This window comes from Sphingobium boeckii (assembly GCF_014199215.1).
Lineage (GTDB): Bacteria > Pseudomonadota > Alphaproteobacteria > Sphingomonadales > Sphingomonadaceae > Sphingobium_A > Sphingobium_A boeckii.
Window position 1 is genome coordinate 136,675 of record NZ_JACIJC010000003.1, and the last position, 18,590, is coordinate 155,264.

Annotated in this window: 11 protein-coding genes; 6 read left to right on the forward strand and 5 right to left on the reverse strand. The window is 63.1% G+C overall.

Annotated features, from left to right (window positions below; genetic code table 11):
• Nucleotides 1-15: 15 nt before the first annotated feature.
• On the reverse strand, nt 16-702 hold the full coding sequence (locus FHS49_RS09230; RefSeq protein WP_184017699.1) for a Crp/Fnr family transcriptional regulator: 687 nt from the start codon (nt 700-702) through the stop codon (nt 16-18).
• A 285-nt stretch (nt 703-987) separates the two neighbouring features.
• On the opposite strand from FHS49_RS09230, the gene FHS49_RS09235 reads away from it, so the two are divergent.
• The 5 genes from FHS49_RS09235 (at nt 988) to FHS49_RS09255 (ending at nt 11,061) form a co-directional block, all read left to right on the forward strand.
• Nucleotides 988-2,367, forward strand: a complete 1,380-nt coding sequence (locus tag FHS49_RS09235; protein WP_184017701.1) for a multiheme c-type cytochrome — start codon at nt 988-990, stop codon at nt 2,365-2,367.
• A gap of 140 nt (nt 2,368-2,507) precedes the next feature.
• Nucleotides 2,508-4,424, forward strand: coding sequence for a heme-binding protein (locus FHS49_RS09240; protein WP_425502686.1), 1,917 nt, complete (start codon nt 2,508-2,510; stop codon nt 4,422-4,424).
• 137 nt (nt 4,425-4,561) lie between these two features.
• Entirely contained in the window at nt 4,562-6,520 is a 1,959-nt protein-coding gene (locus FHS49_RS09245) for a hypothetical protein (protein WP_184018571.1), read from the forward strand.
• Nucleotides 6,521-6,648: 128 nt separating this feature from the next.
• On the forward strand, nt 6,649-10,755 hold the full coding sequence (locus FHS49_RS09250; RefSeq protein ID WP_425502679.1) for an LVIVD repeat-containing protein: 4,107 nt from the start codon (nt 6,649-6,651) through the stop codon (nt 10,753-10,755).
• Between the two features lie 177 nt (nt 10,756-10,932).
• Entirely contained in the window at nt 10,933-11,061 is a 129-nt protein-coding gene (locus FHS49_RS09255; protein WP_221240456.1) for an entericidin EcnA/B family protein, read from the forward strand.
• Between the two features lie 103 nt (nt 11,062-11,164).
• On the opposite strand, the gene FHS49_RS09260 is transcribed toward FHS49_RS09255, so the two are convergent.
• The 4 genes from FHS49_RS09260 to FHS49_RS09275 form a co-directional block, all read right to left on the reverse strand.
• A complete protein-coding gene (locus FHS49_RS09260) occupies nt 11,165-12,013 on the reverse strand; it encodes a phosphodiesterase (RefSeq protein WP_184017705.1) in 849 nt (282 codons plus the stop codon).
• Nucleotides 12,014-12,033: 20 nt separating this feature from the next.
• Nucleotides 12,034-13,875, reverse strand: a complete 1,842-nt coding sequence (locus tag FHS49_RS09265) for a cytochrome c3 family protein (RefSeq protein WP_184017707.1) — start codon at nt 13,873-13,875, stop codon at nt 12,034-12,036.
• Nucleotides 13,876-13,882: 7 nt separating this feature from the next.
• Complete coding sequence (locus FHS49_RS09270) at nt 13,883-14,764, reverse strand: hypothetical protein (protein ID WP_184017709.1); 882 nt, start codon at nt 14,762-14,764, stop codon at nt 13,883-13,885.
• 169 nt (nt 14,765-14,933) lie between these two features.
• Nucleotides 14,934-17,435, reverse strand: a complete 2,502-nt coding sequence (locus FHS49_RS09275) for a cyclic nucleotide-binding domain-containing protein (RefSeq protein WP_184017711.1) — start codon at nt 17,433-17,435, stop codon at nt 14,934-14,936.
• Between the two features lie 154 nt (nt 17,436-17,589).
• On the opposite strand from FHS49_RS09275, the gene FHS49_RS09280 reads away from it, so the two are divergent.
• Nucleotides 17,590-18,549, forward strand: coding sequence for a tetratricopeptide repeat protein (locus tag FHS49_RS09280; protein ID WP_184017713.1), 960 nt, complete (start codon nt 17,590-17,592; stop codon nt 18,547-18,549).
• Nucleotides 18,550-18,590: the final 41 nt, after the last annotated feature.

Genomic DNA, 18,590 nt, shown 5'->3' on the forward strand with positions numbered 1-18,590 from the left:
ACGGCTCTTTCAGCTTCAACCACCCCCCGCCAGCCTCCGGTTCGAGGCCACCAGTTTCGCCGTCAGCGTCCGCCGGAATGCGGTTTCGACCGCGCGGCGGATTTCGTCATGTTCGTCGGTGTAGAGCCGGAGCTTGAGGGCGGGCACGCACCACAAGCGCGAGGGTTCGTCCACTTCGACGGTGCCGGTGGCGGGATCGCCGGATAGCACGGTCACCTCGCCCACGAAGCTCCCCGTTTCGCAGCGCGCGATGGGCAGCATCTCGCTATAAACGGTCGCCCCGCCGCTCGCGAGATAGTAAAGATGCGGCACGGCCTCCCCTTCGCGCGTCAGCACATCGCCCGGCTTTGCGGTAAGCCAGAATCCCTGTTCGAGCAGATGCCGCAATTGCGCCTTGCCCAGATCGGGCAGCATGGCGGCACCGAGCGCCTGTTCCTCTTCGGACAATTTGGCGCGCCCGTCCGCGGCGTAAACGCCGACGAGTTGATACCCCCCGATAAACGCCAGCGCCGCAGCGAGCGCCGCCGCCGCCCAATCCCCGCTGACGAACAGCGCCGCCAGGCACCAGATCAGCCCCGCCGCGGCCGCGCCCATCCGGATCGTGCGCAGCCGGCCGCTTGCGAGCCCCGCAATCATCAACGCCATGCCGATATAGTTCACAAGCATGGTGCCGGTCAGTCCGCTATGGATGGCTGGTTCCATGGGCTCTCCGCTCTGATGGACTCGAAAAAGGCCGATCGGCATAAATACGACAGATCATTGTAAATTCCTGTTACGCATCCGCAATCATTATGTGCAGCCACAAAGTCATGCAAGCAAAGCCCCCGAAAACGGTCTGTTAGCCAATAATATACAGGAGTTCGGCTTGCCTATCGCGGTGTGAAAGGACATAAACCCGTATCAAAACGGGTCGCATCGCGTTGATTGTATTAAAAACCGGCAAAAGCCGGAAACTGGGTGCGTTTGCGAATGTCGCTTGGGGGGACCATGGGAAACCGGTTCGCGGGAATGGCCGCGCTGCTGCTGATTGCGGCAATGGCTGGCCTTGCCTTGCTGGCGGGCCTGTCACCGGCGACGCCGCCCGCCACGGCGGCATCGCCCGCTGATTCAGCGCATCTGGGCGTCGCTTCGTGCAGCGGCTCCACCTGCCATGGCCGGCAGGAAGCCGATGGCAAGATCGTGCGCCAGGATGAACTCATGCGCTGGCAGGAACCCTCTTCCGCCGGCGGCGCGCACAGCCGTGCGTTCAATGTGCTGACCAATGCCCGCAGCGCGCAGATCGCCAACCGGCTCGGCATCGGAAGCGCCACATCAGCGCCCATGTGCCTGGGCTGCCATTCCGCCCCCGCATCGCAGCGCGGCCCGCGGTTTCAGGCGTCGGACGGCGTGGGTTGCGAGACCTGCCATGGCGGCGCGACAGGGTGGCTCGCCAGCCATTATGCCGTGGGCGCCTCGCATCAGCGCAATATCTCCCAGGGCATGATCGCGCTCGACCAGCCCAAGGCGCGCGCGGCGGTCTGCCTCGATTGCCATTTCGGCAGCGCGGACGAGGGCCAGTTCGTCAATCACCGGATCATGGCCGCGGGCCATCCGCGCATTTCGTTCGAGCTGGATCTCTTCTCAACGCTGCAACAGCATCACGATGAGGATGCCGATTATCAGGCGCGCAAGGGCAAGACCAACAACGTCCGCTTCTGGGCGGTGGGCCAGGCGATGGCGCTGGAGCGGGCGCTCAGCCTCTATCAAAACAGCAAGCGCGGGCAGGAAGGCATCTTCCCCGAATTCTATTTCTTCGATTGCCACACCTGCCACCGCCGCATCTATGATGGCGAAAATGCGGTGAGCACGGTGGTGCGCAATCCCGCACGCCCCATTCCCGAAGGGATGCCCGCGTTTAACGACGAGAATATGATCATGCTCTCGGCCGCCGCCCATGTGGCCGCGCCGGGGCTGGCCCGGCAGTTCGATGCGGACAGCCGGGCTTTCCACATGTCTCTGGGGATTGATCGCGCCGCTTCGGTGGCGGCGGCCGGCCGGCTGCGCACCACGGCGAATGCGCTGGCGACGGCGTTCAACGATACGGCCTTCACCCGCGCCCAGACCTTCGCGATCATCGAAAGCATCGCCAGCGAGGCGATCACCCCACGCTTCACCGATTATGAAGGCAGCGTGCAATCGGTGATGGCGGTGGATACCTTGCTCAATGCGCTGGTGAACGCCGGGCAGATTTCGACCGGCGCTGCCGGCGGCATCCGCGCCAATATCAACACGGCCTATGAAGCCGTGAACGATCCCAATGACTATCGCCCGCTTGAATTCCGCCGCGCCCTGGGCAGCGCCGTGCGGACGATCAGGACGTTGAAGTGAGGGGACAAACCCAGATAAATCCGTTTGTCCCGAGCGAAGTCGAGGGACGTGGGTGCAAGGTCCAAAGGTCCCTCGACTTCGCTCGGGACAGACGGTCTTGGGGATGGCGTGCGACCTGTTCGATAATAGCGTGCTCACTGATACTCTCGTCCTGCGGCGGCGGAGACGGCACCCCGACACCGACCCCGACACCCACCCCCACGCCCGGCGGCCTTTTCACCGCGCCCGCACAGGAATCGCTCACTGCAGCCGATGTGCAAAAGGTGATCGCGCAGGCCGCGGCGGAAGCGCAGGCGCGCAATCTGCCGGCCAATATCGCGGTGGTCGATCGCGTCGGCAATGTGCTGGCGGTGTTCGTGATGAACGGGGCCAATCCGCGGCTTTCCGTCCCCCGCCCCCCGGATAACGGCACGCTCGATCTCCAGGGCGTAGACGTGCCCGGCGCGGTGGCGGGCGCGATCGCCAAGGCCATTACCGGCGCCTATCTCTCGTCGAGCGGCAATGCCTTTTCCACGCGCACCGCCAGCCAGATCGTGCAGCAGCATTTCCCGCCCGCCCCCAGCACGATCGGGCTGGAATCGGGGCCGTTGTTCGGCGTGCAGTTCAGCCAGCTCCCCTGCTCCGATCTCTCCGCTCGGTTTCTGCCGGGCGGCGGCACGGGCGCGCTGATCGGCCCCAAACGCTCGCCTCTGGGGCTTTCAGCGGATTCCGGCGGCTTCCCGCTCTACAAGAATGGCGTGGTGGTCGGCGGGATCGGCATCATGGCGGACGGGGTCTACGGCTTCGATCCCAACATTCTCGACGTGGACAGCGATGCCGAGGAATTCATCGCGCTGGCGGGATCGAACGGCTTCGCCGCGCCCGAGGATATCCGCGCCAATCGCATCACCGTGGACGGCACATCGCTGCGCTTCACCGATGCGCTGGATTCGGGCCTCAGCAGCACACCCGCCAGCGCGCCCGGCTTTGCCGCGATCAACGGCGTGATCGGCGCGCTGACCAGCGTGAACGGCTATTACGATGCGGCCGGCGGCGTGCTGGCCGGCACCGCTTATGGCACCGAAGCTTCGGGCGTGCGCCGGGCGAGCGCGGCCGAGTTCGTCAATTCGGATGCCTTCATCCTCACCGATGGCGCGGGGGTAAACCGCTATCCGATCCGGGGCGGCACCGATGCCGGCGCGGTCGCCACGCCGCTCACAGCCGTCGAAGTGCGCATCATTCTGGAAGAAGCCTTTGCCGTGCTCTCCCGCGCGCGCGCGCAGATTCGCCGCCCGCTCGATAGCCGGATGCAGGCCACGGTCTCGATCGTCGACACCCGTGGCGAAGTGCTGGGCATCGTCCGTTCGCCCGATGCGCCGATCTTCGGCACGGACGTGGCGCTGCAAAAGGCGCGGACGGCGGCCTTCTTCACCAACGCCGCGGCGGGCGCGCAATTGCTGGCTGACCCCAGTGCGGACGTGCAGGGCTTCGTCGGCAAGGCGCGGGCGTTCTTCAAGGATCCCACGGCGCTGACCGGCCAGTTCGCCCTATCCGATCGCGGCAATGGCAATGTCTCGCGCCCTTATTTTCCCGATGGTGAAGTCGGTCGTCCCAATGGCCCCTTCTCCCGCCCGATCCAGAGCTTCAACCCCTTTTCCACCGGCCTGCAATCCGCGCTGATCGTGAACAATGTGCTGACCCATGTCGGCTTCATCCTGGGGGCCAATCCCGATACGCCGCAACGCTGCGCCGCGATCCCCGATGTGGTGCCCGGCCAGAACCGGCTGGAGAATGGCATCCAGATCTTCCCCGGTTCGGTGCCCATCTATCGCGGCAACACGCTGATCGGCGGCATCGGCGTTTCGGGCGACGGCATCGATCAGGATGATATGGTGAGCTTTCTTGGCCTGCATAATGGCGGGCAGCGCGCGGGCGGGCTGGGCAATGCGCCCATGGCCGTGCGCAGCGATCGGATCGAGGTCGATCTGGGCAATGCCAAGGTGCGGCTGCGCTATGTGAGTTGCCCCTTCGCCCCCTTCCTCGACACCGCGCAACAGAATGTGTGTCAGGGACTCTGATCTTGGCCGCGATCGCCCCCGCCTTTGCCACGCTGATCGCCACCATGTCCGGCGGCACTGCCCCTGCGCCCAAGATGGGCGTGGGGCTGATCGACCACCGGCAGAGCGCGAGCTATGCAGGCGAAGACCGGCTGGCGATGGCTGATCTGGCACCCACGCTTGAACTGACCGCGGATCTGGCGATAGCGGACACACCGCCCGCGCCCGCACCCCCGCCTGTTGTGCAAGCCCCGCCCGAAAAGCCGATCCAGCTTGAGCTTCCGCTCGCGCCGCAAAAAACGCAGGCGGACATGGAGGTGGAAGCCGATGACAGTTTGATAGACGGGCGCAAGCGCCCCGGCCATCAGCGCCGCCTGCCCGATCGCGTGACTCAGGAGAATCCCGGCGCGGTGCGCGCGCCGCCGCCCGAGGCCTTCCCGACCGACGCCTTTCCCGTGCCCGATCGCTGGCGCCTGGTGGAATCGCTGGGGCTGGTGAAGGAACGCTGGTTCGATCCCTATCACCAGAACACCTATAAGGGCGATCGCCCGATCTGCACGCATGAGCACAGTCGTGAACCCGATCCGGTGACGCCGGAGACCAAGGACAATCGCGATTTCAAATGCGGCACGCCCAAATTCCTGGGGCTGAAGGGCGATCACTGGTTCTTCGTGGCCAATGCCGTTTCGGATACGGTGATCGAACCGCGCAGCTTTCCGATCCCCGTGGGCGTGCAGACGACGAACAATCCTGACAACAATGATGTGTTCGGCAAGAATGACAGCCTGGTGCTGTCTCAGACCTTCATCGTCGGTGCGGCGCTGATCAAGGGATCGACGGCGTTCATGCCGCCCGAGATCGAATATCGCCTGACGCTCGCTTACAATATGAACTATGTCGACGTTTCAGAGCGCCGTGTGCTGTATGTCGAGCCGTCGAAGGGCACCAGCCGCTTCGATCATTTCCTGGGCGTGCAGGAAGCCTTTATCGATTATCACCTGCGCAACACATCCGATCGCTATGATTTCGAATCCATCCGCGTCGGCATCCAGCCCTTCCAGGCGGATTTCCGCGGCTTCCTCTTTCAGGATAACCAACTGGGCGTGCGCTTCTTCGGCAATCGCGACAACAATCGTTTCCAGTTCAACCTCGCGGCCTTCTGGCGGCTGGAGAAGGATACCAATTCCGGGCTGAACGACGTCACCCAGACGCCGCGCGCGGATTATGTGTTTCACGCCAACGTCTATCGCCAGGATTTGCCCTTCCCCGGCTTCACCAGCCAGCTTTCCGTCACCTACAATATGAACCGCGAGAAGAACCGGATCGAGGTGGATACCAACGGTTTCCCGGTGCGCCCCGGCCTGCTCGGCGATCTGCGCGGGCGGAATTACGATGTGGTCTATCTCGGCTATGCCGGCGATGGCCGGATCGGGCGGATCAATCTGACGACATCGCTTTATGTCGCGCTGGGCGAGGACCGGAACAGTTTCTTCACCAGCAGGCCCGCGCAGATCCGCGCAGGGTTTGCCGCGGCCGAAGCGAGCTATGATGTGGATTGGATGCGCTTCCGCCTCTCGGGCCTTTATGCCTCGGGCGATCGCAATCCCTATAACAATGTCGAGGGCGGATTCGACGCGATCTTCGAAAATCCGATCTTCGCGGGGGCGGACACCAGCTATTGGATCCGCCAGACGATCCCCTTTGCGGGCGGCGGGCGCGCGATCGCGATCAGCGGCCGCAACGGCATCCTCAATTCGCTGCGCTCCTCCAAGGAACAGGGGCAGAGCAATTTCAACAATCCCGGCACGATGCTGCTGGGCGCGGGCGCTGATTTCGATCTGACGCCCGAGTTTCGCATCTCAACCAATGCCAATCATCTATGGTTCGCCAATACCGCCACGCTGAAGGCGCTGCGCACCGAGGGCAGCATCCCCAGGGACATCGGCTGGGATCTCTCCACCGCCGCGATCTGGCGGCCCAAGGCGACGCAGAATATCGTGCTGCGCCTTTCCGCCGCGGTGCTTCAGCCGGGCAAGGGCTTTAAGGATCTGTTCGCGAACAATGATCGCGACAAGAGATATCTCTCCGTCCTCTTCAACGGGATTTTGGCGTTCTGATGCGCAGGTTTTTCGCCTCATGGGTCAAAGCCCCAAAACCCGTTCAGGCTGAGCCTGTCGAAGCCCTTTCTTCTTTAGGTGCAGAAGGAAAGGGCTTCGACAGGCTCAGCCCGAGCGGGTGGAGGCGTTTGTGGGCGCTGACCGGGCTGGCGCTGGCCCTGATCTTGCCCGCAGGCATCAGCCTCGCGTCCGACGCGGAAAAGCCGGTGAAGCGCATCTATGCCTTTTCCGCCCCTGCCCCGCAGACGCAGGAGCCGGCCGAGGCCGATGCCAAATCCGATGGCTGCACCACCTGCCATGTGAAGACCGACGCGCCGACCATGCACGTCAGCCCCGCGGTCCAGCTCGGCTGCACCGATTGCCATGGCGGCGACGCAAAGGTGCGCGGCAATGCCGAGCTTGCGCATAATGATCCGGTCTATGCGTCGGCGCGGGACAAGGCGCATGTGCTGCCTAAATATCCGCAGAGCTGGCATTTTCCCAGCTCCGCCAATCCCAAGGTGACCTATACGCTGCTCAATAAGGAGTCGCCCGAGTTCGTGCGCTTCATCAACCCTTCGGATTACCGCGTGGCGCGCGAGGCGTGCGGCGCCTGTCATATCGAGGTGATCGAGGCGGCGGAGCGTTCGATCATGGCGTCGGGCGCGATGCTGTGGGGCGGCGCATCCTACAATAATGGCATTTTGCCGTTCAAGAATTACCTGCTGGGCGAGGCCTATACGCGTGAGGGCGAGGCCGCAAAGATCATGTCGCCGGGATCGCCGCACGGCAGTGTCACGCCCGAACAAAAGGCGCGCGGGGCAATCGGCGTTCTCTATCCCTTGCCCACCTGGCAGGTGACGCCGCCGGGCGATATCTTCCGCGTGTTCGAGCGCGGCGGGCGCAATATCGGAACGCAATTCCCCGAAATCGGCCTGCCCAATCCGGCGGGGATCATCCAGCGACTGGAGGAACCCGGTCGCCCGGATCTGAAACAGTCCAACCGCGGGCCAGCCACGGGGCTGCGCGTCGCGATCCCCGTGCTCAACATCCACAAGACCCGGCTCAACGATCCCTTCACCTGGTTCATGGGCACCAATGATCAGCCGGGCGACTATCGCCATTCGGGTTGCGCGTCCTGCCATGTGATCTATGCCAATGATCGCGAACCCCGCCACAGCCTGACCTATGCGCCATTCGGGCGCGACGGGCAGAGTGCGACGGTCGATCCCACGATCAGCGACAAGATGGAGCCGGAGGGCGGTTCCGGGCATGACGGCGGCCATGGTGCGTTGAAAAAGCCCGGCGATCATGAGGACGATCATAAGCCGAAGAAGGCGGCGGTAAAGGAAAAGGGCCATCCGATCAGCCACGTCTTCACGCGCGCCATCCCGACGGCACAGTGCATGAACTGCCACATGCACCAGCCCAATATCTTCCTGAACAGCTTCCTCGGCTATACCATGTGGGACTATGAATCCGACGCCAAATTGATGTGGCCGAACAAGGACAATCCGCTGACGCCGCCGCCCTATCTGGCCAAGGATGCGTATAAGAAGCAGCGCTATCCCACTGCGGCGGAAACCCATGCGATCCTCGATCGCAACCCGGAAGGCGCATCTCCAAAGGGTCTGTGGGGCGATGTGGATTTCCTCCGCCGGGTCTATGACGATGTGAACCCGCTCGCCAAGGATACGCAATTCGCGGACTATCACGGCCATGGCTGGAATTTCCGCGCGATCTACAAGCGCGATCGCGAGGGCAATCTGCTCGACAAGGACGGGAAGATCGTCAGCAATGACGATCCCGAAAAGTTCAAAAAGAAGGATGCCGCCGAATTCGTCCAGCCGGGCGAGCAAAAGGGCAAGGCGGTCCATATGATGGATATCCATGCCGAAAAGGGAATGCAGTGCGCCGATTGCCACTTTGCGCAGGATAGCCATGGCAATGGGCTGATCTATGGCGAAGTGGCCAATGCGGTGGAGATCGGCTGCAAGGATTGCCACGGCACGCCGGACGCTTACCCCAATCTGCTCACCTCCAACGTCGCCGCGCGGCCGCAGGGCAATAATCTGGCGCTGCTGCGCAATGCCGATGGCAAGCGCCGCTTCGAATGGTATTTCGATGCGAGCGGCAATCGCGTGCTGATCCAGCGTTCGATCGTCGATCCCAAGCTGGAATGGCAGGTGTCGCTGGTCAAGGATGCGGTGACCGAGGGCAATCCGCATTTCAACGCCAAGGCGGCGCGCGCCAAATTGATGAGCCGCAATAGCGATACCTTCGCCTTCGGCACCGGCGTGCCCAAATCGGAGCGTGCGCATGGCGAAGACAATATGGCCTGCTTCACCTGCCACCTGAGCTGGACCACGTCATGCGGCGGCTGCCACCTGCCGATCGAGGCGAATTGGAAGACCAAGAGCCATAAATATGAGGGCATAGAGACGCGCAATTTCGCGACCTATAATCCGCAGGTCGCGCGCGACGACATGTATCAATTGGGCAAGCATCAGACGACCAAGGGCAATATCATCGCTCCGGTGCGCTCCACCTCCGCGCTGATCCTGTCGTCCACCAACATCAATCGCGAGCGCATCTATGTGCAGCAGCCGCCCATTTCGGCGATCGGATTCTCGTCACAGGCCTTCGCGCCGCATTTCCCGCATACCGTGCGCGCCACCGAGACCAAGACCTGCTCGGACTGCCATCTGAGCGAGAAGGATGACAATAACGCCATCATGTCGCAGCTCCTGCTGCTCGGCACCAATTTCGTGAATTTCGTCGGCCTGCACGCCTGGACCGGGCTGCAGGACGGGTTCGAGGCGGTGCGCGTCACCGAATGGGACGAGCCACAGGCGGTGATCGGCTCCTATCTCCAGAAATATGCCTATCCCGATTTCTATGGCCTGCATGTGGACCAGAATAAGCGCGAGCTGAAGAACTGGACGCGCGGCAAGACCTTCGATGCCAAGCTCTCGGGCGAAACCCATGCGCTGGAGCAATTCGCCAATATCACCCAGGGCACGCCCGATGCGGTGCGCTGCCTGCAACTGCGCGGCGAATATATGTTCGCCGCCCAGGGCAAGGGCGGCTTCCGCGTCTATGACGTGGCCTCGATCGGCAATAAGGGCTTTTCGGAACGGATCACCACCGCGCCCTTCTCCAAGCTGGGCCAGAACACCCAGGTGAAATCCACCAACGCCACCTGCATGGCGCTGGCCACCAACCAGCCGATCGCGCCCACGCGCAGCACGCAGGAATTGCGCACGGTCAATCAGGAGCAGTCCTTCGATCCGATCTATAATTATGCCTTCATCACCGATAGCGCGGAAGGCCTGATCCTGGTCGACATCAACACCTTTGCCGATGGCGAATTCCGCAATAATTTCCTGAAGCGCGCCGTCACCTGGAATGAAGCCAATGTGCTCAAGGGCGCACGGCATATCACGCTTGGCGGCCGTTATGCCTATATCGCCGCGGATGCGGGCATGGTCATCTTGAACCTGCGCAATCCGCTGAAACCCGTGCACGTCGCCACGATCCCGCTGCGCGACGCGCGCGCCTCCGCGCTGCAATTCCGCTATCTCTGGGTGACGACCGCAGACGGCCTGCAATTGATCGACGTCACCGGCCTGAGCGCGGCGGCCGATCCTTGCGGCGATGCCGGCGCCAATTGCGCGCCCGATGACTGGACCGCGCCGCACCTGATCCCCGAGGCCACCGTGCCGCTGGCGGACGCGCGCCGCGTCTATCTGGCGCGCACCTATGCCTATGTCGCGGCCAAGGGTCAGGGTCTGGTGATCGTCAACATCACCCGGCCCGAAAAGCCGCTTGTGTATATGGCCGAAACCTTCGGCGGGCAGATGAACGATGCCGAGGATGTGATCATCGGCTCCACCAATGCCTCGCTCTTTGCCTATGTGGCGGACGGGCGAAACGGCCTGAAAGTGGTGCAATTGACCAGCCCGGACAGCCAGCCCAATTTCTACGGCTTCTCCCCCGCGCCCAAGCCCGAACTGATCGCCTGGGCCAAGACGCCCTCCCCCGCGCTGGCTTTATCCAAGGGGCTGGACCGCGATCGTGCGGTGGACGAGACCGGCGGGCAGATGGCGGTGTTCGGCCGACTGGGATCGCGCCCCTTCACCCGCAAGGAAATGGAGCGCCTGTTCCTCGGCCCCGATCGCCGCCCCTTCAAGGTGAGCGACGAGGTGAACATGGCGAATTGGGTGTCAGCACCCCCGATGCTGGCACGGAAGTAAGTATCCACCCCCCCCTCCCGGCCTTCCGGGAGGGGCTGGGGGTGGGCCTTCTACTTTTTCTATTTCGCTACGAAGAAGAAGAACCCACGCCCGGCCCCTCCCGCAAGGGCGGGAAGGGAGTTGGATGGGAACCGTACCGCGGTTCATGCGATTAATCTCCATCAAGGAGAGTGCATCATGAAGAAGTTCGTTCTGGCCCTGGCCGTCCTGGGTTCGCTGAGCGTGGCCGCGTGCAACACCGTATCCGGCGCCGGCGAGGATCTGCAATCGGCGAGCAATGCCGTCGAGAACAAGATGGACGAATAGAGTTTCCGTTCGGGCTGAGCCTGTCGAAGCCTTTCCTTCTTTCATAGCTCGAAGAGGAAAAGGCTTCGACAGGCTCAGCCCGAACGGGTTTTGGCGTGCAGTTTCAGCCCGGCCGCTCCGCCAGCAGGCTCCTCACCAGCGGCTGCATATTCTCGTCATATTTGGCGAGCATCACATGCTCGTCCGCATTGTCGAAATGGGTGACGAGTTCGCGGCCGTTCCAGCGATGCAGGGCGAAAGCGGGGGGATCGGCGATGATCATCGGGCGGCCATCGGGGCGATCGGGATCGATCGGCATCAGATCGAGCGCCACCTGCGGCGCGGTTGAGGGGCAGATGGCCACCGTCGTACCATTCCATGCGGCTACGATCGGGCGGTGCAGATGGCCGCAGATCAGGCTCTTGATCTGACCATGCCCGGCGATCGTCGCCGCGAACAGCAGCACCCAGGGTTCATCGGGCGCGGTGTTCATCCATTCGATGCCCACTTCCACCGGCGGATGGTGCATCACGATGATGACGGGCTTGCCCGGCTTTTCGACCAGCCGATCGCGCAGCCATGAGGCGCGGATGTCGCAGAAACTGCCGCCGTGCCGCCCCTCTTCCAGCGTATCGAGAAACAGCAGGCGAAGCGGCCCGGTATCCACTTCATATTGGATGAAGCCGTCCACCACCGGGATTTCCGGGAAGTGCGCGATGAAATTCTCACGAATGTCGTGATTGCCCAGGCACGGCCAAACGGGATAATCGCACATGCTGAGCGCGTTGCGCAGACGCCGGTAACTGTCCCCATCGCCGCGATCGACGAGATCGCCCGTGGCCAGCAGCATATCGGGCTTGTTATGGGGCTCGCCGAGATAGCGCAGCACCTGATCAAGCCGTTTCCGATTGAATTCGGCCGGATTATCGGGATCGAACCCAAGGTGTATATCGGTAATCTGCCCGATCAGCATCCGCGATCCCCTGTCACCCGTTAACGGCCGGTCTGCTTGTTCATTATAGCAGGCTTGCCGCTAACGGGGTTTGTGCCACCCTTTTGCGCAGCGACTCGTTGTCGCGTGGACCATGGTGCCCCATCATCGGCATGAAAGCTGTGACACAGCGCACAGGTAGACTCGACCGGCTTGGCTACGCTCTTGAGCGATGCGCCGGTCCCGCCGACATGACAGGTGCGGCACGACGCCAGATCGGGAATGAGCAGATCCGTCGCTGATTTCGAGCCGGGCGCGGCATGGCAGCTTTCGCACGTCTCCGTCCTGTGCGCATCATGATCGAACCAGCCCTTCTGGAAATAGCGCGCGGTCTGCGCCACGGGCTGCACGCTCCAGCTTGCGTTCTTGCCGCCGGGCGGATCGATGCGGTGGCAATCGAAGCACGCGCCGCCGGGCGAAAACACCTGTGCGATCGCGGCTTCCGCCCCGCCCGAGCGCGTCTGCACCGCGCCGAAATAGGCATTATACACCTGACCCTCGGCATAGAGACCCGGCTTCCGCCGCGCCATGCCGCCCAGATTGGACGGACGCATAGGGCTGGTGCCGCGATAGAAGGCCCGCAGATCGGCGATGACCTGGGCAGGATCGCCATGGCGGAGCGTGCGCATCGTGCCGCCGATCTGATCGAATGTCAGGCTGTGACACATGGCACAATCGCGCTCCATATCCACGGGCTGAAAGCGCGTGCCGCTGGGATCGGATTTGTGGCAATCCTTGCACGCCAGCGCATCGCCAAAGCCATTGTCCGCCGCCAGCCGCCGCCCCATCTGCGCCACGCCGTTGGTTTTGGACAGATGGAGGTCATGCGGGAATTTGAGGCCGCTGTCCTCGACCGGCTTCTTTGCGAAGGAGGTGCGCGCATATTGGGGCTTGGTGCCGGTAAAGCCGGTGATCACGGCGGGCTGAAACTCGGGATGCGCTATGCCGAAATCGCCCGCGTTCAGCAGCTTGGTATCCTTCAGCCGAGTGTTCAGCCCTGCGTGGCAATCCGCGCAGAATTGCTGGGCGGTGGGTTGCATCCGGCCTTCGCCCTCATGCTCGGTATGGCATTCGACGCAGCGGCCGGGCGGCACGTTGAACATGCCGGCAAAGGCATTCTGGATGCGACCGCCCACGCCCGGCGGTGCCTTGGCCGCGGCGAGACGGCTGGCGGGCGCATGATCATGCGTGCCCGCGTGACAGGTGGCGCAGCTTTCATCGCGCACCGCCACAAAGGCATCGGTGTGGCAGGCCTGGCAATTATTCTCCAGGCTCGCATGGGCCTGGGACAATTTGCCAGTGCTCCAGCTCTGGTCCGCATGGAAACCCTGCGGCCGCTCCTTCACGCTCTGATAGCTTGACCAGCTCCAGATCGGGAAGGCGAGGAAGGCGAGCAGCATCAGCGCGGCAAAGCTCCACGCGCTGACGCGCTTGCCCGGCATCAGGCCGCGGAGCGAAAAGACCTTTTGCTCGTCCTTATCCTGCGAAGCATCGGAGAGCGCCTCGACGCGCTCGACCGCGATGGTGATCGCCTGCTGATCCTGACCCACGGTGAGACGGTGGCTGCCAAAGCGCAGTTCGGCGCCCTTGGAGGCGTCGATCTCGACCTCCATCACCGGGCGACCATCCACGTCGAAGCCGAGCGTGCCCATGGCCTTCACGATGATCCGGTGCCTATCCAGCCGCTCGATCGTGGCATGGCGCGGCATCACCGCCAGATCCTGCAGATGGATCTGGTTTTCGCTCAGGCGGCCGATGCTCAGCAGCGTGCTGTCGATCTCGGTGGGACGGATGATCTCGCGGCCGTCCGACGTGCGCGAAATCTGCCTGATGAGGAAGGTCATGCGCGCCTCACCAGTAGAAAAACACGGAGACGATATGCGCCGACAGCGCGGCTATCAGCGCGAAGGTGATCGGCACATGCACATAAAGCCACACTTCGAGCATCGCCTTCAGCTTCAGATGACGCCGCACGCGCGCCAATATGGCCTCCTTGCGCACCAGCAGGGCGTCCACTTTCTCCAGCGGATCCTCGCCCAGATTGGGCTTGTAAGCGGTCTCGCGCCGGATCGCCGCCTGCGCGGCGCGCGTCGCGCAATTGGGGTATCGCCCGGAAAGCCGGCGGATCAGCCCGCCGCCGAACGGATCCTGATCGAGCGAACTTTGCACCAGCGCCGCCAGATGATGCTCAAGCGGTTGCCCCGCATCATGCAATTGCCGGTCGATAGAGCGCAGCGCATCCAGCATCTGCGGCTGGGTCATTTCCTCGCGATTGTTGCTGAGCGCGACCGGGAGCGTGGCATAAGCGAAGATGCCATACAGACCCGACAGGATGACGATCATCATCAGCGCATAGGCCAAGGTGTGCACGTTCCAGCCGAACTGAAAACCGGTGTGCAGCGTGCCGATCACGATCAGGCTGAGGCCGAGATAGACATGTGCCGACGTCCAGGCCTTCAAGGACCAGCGCCCGCGCGTCATCGATCTCTTGCGCAAGCCAAGCAGCGTGAGCCACAGGATAAGCAGCGCACCGATCGTGCCCAGCCCATAGCCATACCAGCTCCCGCCATTATGCCGCGGCTGGACGTCGATCAGGAAATAGCCGGCGATCGCGATCAGCGAGAGCAGCGTGGCGATCTTCATCCAGCGGAAATTGCGATGCCGCAGGAAGCCATCGTGGAGGGTTTCGCCCTTCACCCGGCCGGGCGTGGCGCGTTTGGTTGCGGTGGCCATTATCTAACCCTCCCCCCCCTCAGGGGGAGAGGGTCGGCAAGCGAAGCGAGACGGGGAGCGGGGGGATATCCCGGTCCGCGATACCGGACTCCCCCCTCTCCCTTCGCCGCTGGCGCGGCTCTTCCCTCTCCCCCTGAAGGGGGAGAGGGCGCCAAGGTTGCCGATCCCATCACGATTCCTCGCGCTCCAGCCGCGACACGCTCAGGAAATCCTCCGGCGCGACGCGGATTGCGGCACCCGTGGGACATGCCCGGACACACGCCGGGCCGCCTTCGATCCCCGAACACATGTCGCACTTGATCGCTTTCTTGGGCTTTTCCACGCCCGGCTCGGCATGGGCATAGGACCATTTCTTGCTCGGCTCGCCCGGCCCCGGCCCCGCCCCGAAGAACAGCCAGCTCAAAAGCCCTGGCTTCTTGGGCGGCACGCTATCCATCCGGATCACGCCATAAGGGCAGTTGCGCTGGCAATTGCCGCAGCCGATGCAGGTATCGTCGATGAACACTTCGCCATCCGGTCCGCGGTGAATGGCATTGGGTGGGCAATCGGCCATGCAATGCGGATGCTCGCAATGGCGACAGCTCGTCGGCACATGGAGGTGCGCATAGGTCTTGCCCGCCTCGCGATCCAGCCGGGAGAGGCCATCATGACTGTCCGCACAGGCCTTTTCGCAATTGTCGCAGCCGACGCAGAGATTCTCGTCGATCAGCAACACGTCGGTCGCCTCGCCCACACCCTGATCGACCAGGAAGGTGGCCACGCTGGAATACATGTCGACCACGCCCGAAAAGCTGTCCTTCTTGGCCTCAATGAACGCGTTCACGTCCTGCCGCCCGGCCATGTCGCGCCGCACCTTTTCGAGCAGCGCGGGCTTTTGCTCCATCACCGCGCGCATCGCAGCGCCGGAGAGCTTGATGACTTCGGATTTCACAGCCGCGCGGACGGTCGCGGTGCGCCGCCCGCCCGCGATCAGCGTCATTTCGCCGACATAGGAACCCGCGGGAAGATAGGAGAGGAAGACGGGTTTCCCGCCCACCGTCTTTTCCACCACCATTGATCCCGAGCGGATGACATAGATATCGTCCCCCTCCTCGCCCTCGGTGATGACCGGTTTGCCTGCGCTTACCGGAATGATGGTCGCGCCGTCGAGCACGCCGCCCAGATCGGCGCTGGTCAGCCCGGAACCGAACATCTGGAGCAATTGCCGTTCGGTGGAGATGCGCGTGATCGCCGCCTTGGCTGCTGGCACCTGACTTTGCAGGCGGAGTGCTGCGGTGCGCGAAATCTCGACGCAGACCGAATCTTCCGCCGCGATGATCGTGGCCCCGCGCCGACGGCCCGAGATCAGGCCGACCTCGCCAAAGATCAGGCCGCTGCCGATCGGCACGGTGATGCCGGGATCCGCCGGGCTGACCTGCACCAGCACCGATCCGCTGGCGATCGCAAAGAGCGACGATCCCGGCGCGTTGCGCTCGAAGATCGTCTCCCCCTTGCGATAGAAGCGCGCTTCGCTGTCCAGCATGAATTCGCGCATCTGCAAGGGGGAGAGCGCATCGAGGATCGTGATGTTGGTGCGCAGGAACTCCAGCCATTCATCCACGCTCTTCTTGCCGGGCAGATCCTTGAACTTGCCCACCAAAATCGGCTCATCCGCCGGTTTCAGCGTGGTATTGCCATTGATGAACTCCACCACGTCATGGCCCTGGTTCATGCAATGCTTGATCAGCGGATAGCCCGCGAGCGCGCCGATCACGAAGATGCCAGGCGTGGTCGTCTCGAATGTGGGGGACAGCACGGGATAGGACACGCGGTCCGCGCTGCTGAACTCGATCCCGGTGCCCGCCACGCGGACTTTCTTGCCGTCCTTGTCCTCGAAGCTCGCGCCGCAGCTTTCGACGAAGCCGCGCGGCGGGGCCGATCCCATGCGCGCAATCACGCGATCACAGCGCACCTTCACCTCGCCATCGCGCGTGTCGAAGGTGATCATGCCCTTGTCTATCGCGGAGGATGTCGTTTCGCGCAGGATCTGCATCCGGCCGATCGCCTCGGCAGCGAGCAGCGCCTTGATATTGGCGTCCTTTGCGGTGGAAAATTCCGCCGAACGGTTGACGATGGTCACGGTATTACGCTGTTCGGGATCGGCCGCGAGGCCGAGCGCATTCTCTATGCCAGCGTCGCCAGCACCGATGACCGTGATATGCTCGTCGATATATTCGCCGGGATCATCGAGCTGATATTGAACGGTCGCGCCCTCGCCCACCGGGCAACGCACCAGATTGGGATTGCCCTGCGTGCCGATCGCCATCACCACTGTCTCGGCCCTGATCGTCTCGCCCTTGGTGGTGGTGATCGTGAAATCGCCCGCCTGACCGGCAATCGCCTTGGCCTCGGCATTGTATTTCACGTTGACCTTGTGGCCCGCGGTCTGATCATCCCAGGTGCCAAGGATCTTCTCGCGCTTGCCGGCTTCGAAATCCATGTCCGAGCGCAGCACGAGCTGGCTCGGCGTGGCCATCACATGCTTGCCCTTTTGATATTTGTAGATCGTATCGGACAGATGATCCGTCTTTTCGAGCAGCACATGGCTGATCCCGAGCTGCGCCGCGCGCGCGGCCGCACTGAGCCCCGCGGGGCCGGAGCCGACTATAGCGATCCGGTAGCTCTCGGCCACGAGTTCTCATTCCCCCAATTTCGCTGGTGTCGCCCCGCCCTTTGCAGCGGTGGCGCAACCCCCTTCAGATGCGAACCCGGATTCCACTCTATCATCCTGAACGCAGACCGCTAGACGTGATCGGAAGTTTTCAATCGAATATCGAGGCGGATTCATGGCCGGGGCGGCAAAGACTGACGACAAGACGGTAAAGACCGGTCGTATCCTATTGATAATCACGACGATCATCGCGGTTGCGGCGATTGGCTATTCGATCGCGCGCTCCACCGGCCTGTTCGACTCGAAGCCCGAACCGGCGGCGGTGACCGCGCCGCCCAAAACCCCCGAAGAGGCGATTGCGCAGCTTGAAGCCAGGCTGAAAACAAATCCGGAAGACGCGCAGGGCTGGCAGATGCTGGGCTGGGCTTTTTTCGAAACCGGGCGCTTTGCCGAGGCCGCCACCGCTTACAAGCGCGCGATCCAGCTTCAGCCCGACAATGATGAATTCCTCTCGGCTTATGGCGAGGCGGTGACGCTGGCGGGCGATGGCATGTCGGTGCCGGCCGATGCCGCAGCCGCCTTCCGCAAGGCGCTGATCAAAAATCCGGACAATCCGCGCGCGCGCTATTTCGTCGCGGTGGCCAAGGATATTGCGGGCGATCACAAGGGCGCGATCGACGATTGGTTCCAATTGCTCGAAGTCACGCCGGCCGGCGCGCCCTGGGAAGAAAATGTCCGCGCGGCGATCCGCAATGTGGGCGAAAAGAACAAGATCGACGTCGCCACCCGCCTGGCATCGCTTAAGCCCCTGCCCGCCGCCCCCGGCGTGCCGGCGGTGGCCACCGCCGGTATCCCCGGCCCGACACCCCAGGAAATGCGCGCTGCCGGCAGCCTGCCCAAAGGGCAGCAGGATGCGATGATCGAAGGCATGATCGCCAGCCTGGAGGCCAAATTGAAGGCCAATCCGAACAATGCGGATGGCTGGATCATGCTGATGCGCAGCCGCACCTCATTGGGCGAAGGCAGCAAGGCCGCGACCGCCTATCAATCAGCGCTCAAAGCCTTCGCGTCTGACGCCATGCAAAAGGCGCGGATCACAGCTTCAGCGAAGGAACTCGGCGTTCCGGGCGCCTGATCGCGGCGCGCTTTCACCCCGGATAGCTTTTCTCCCATTGC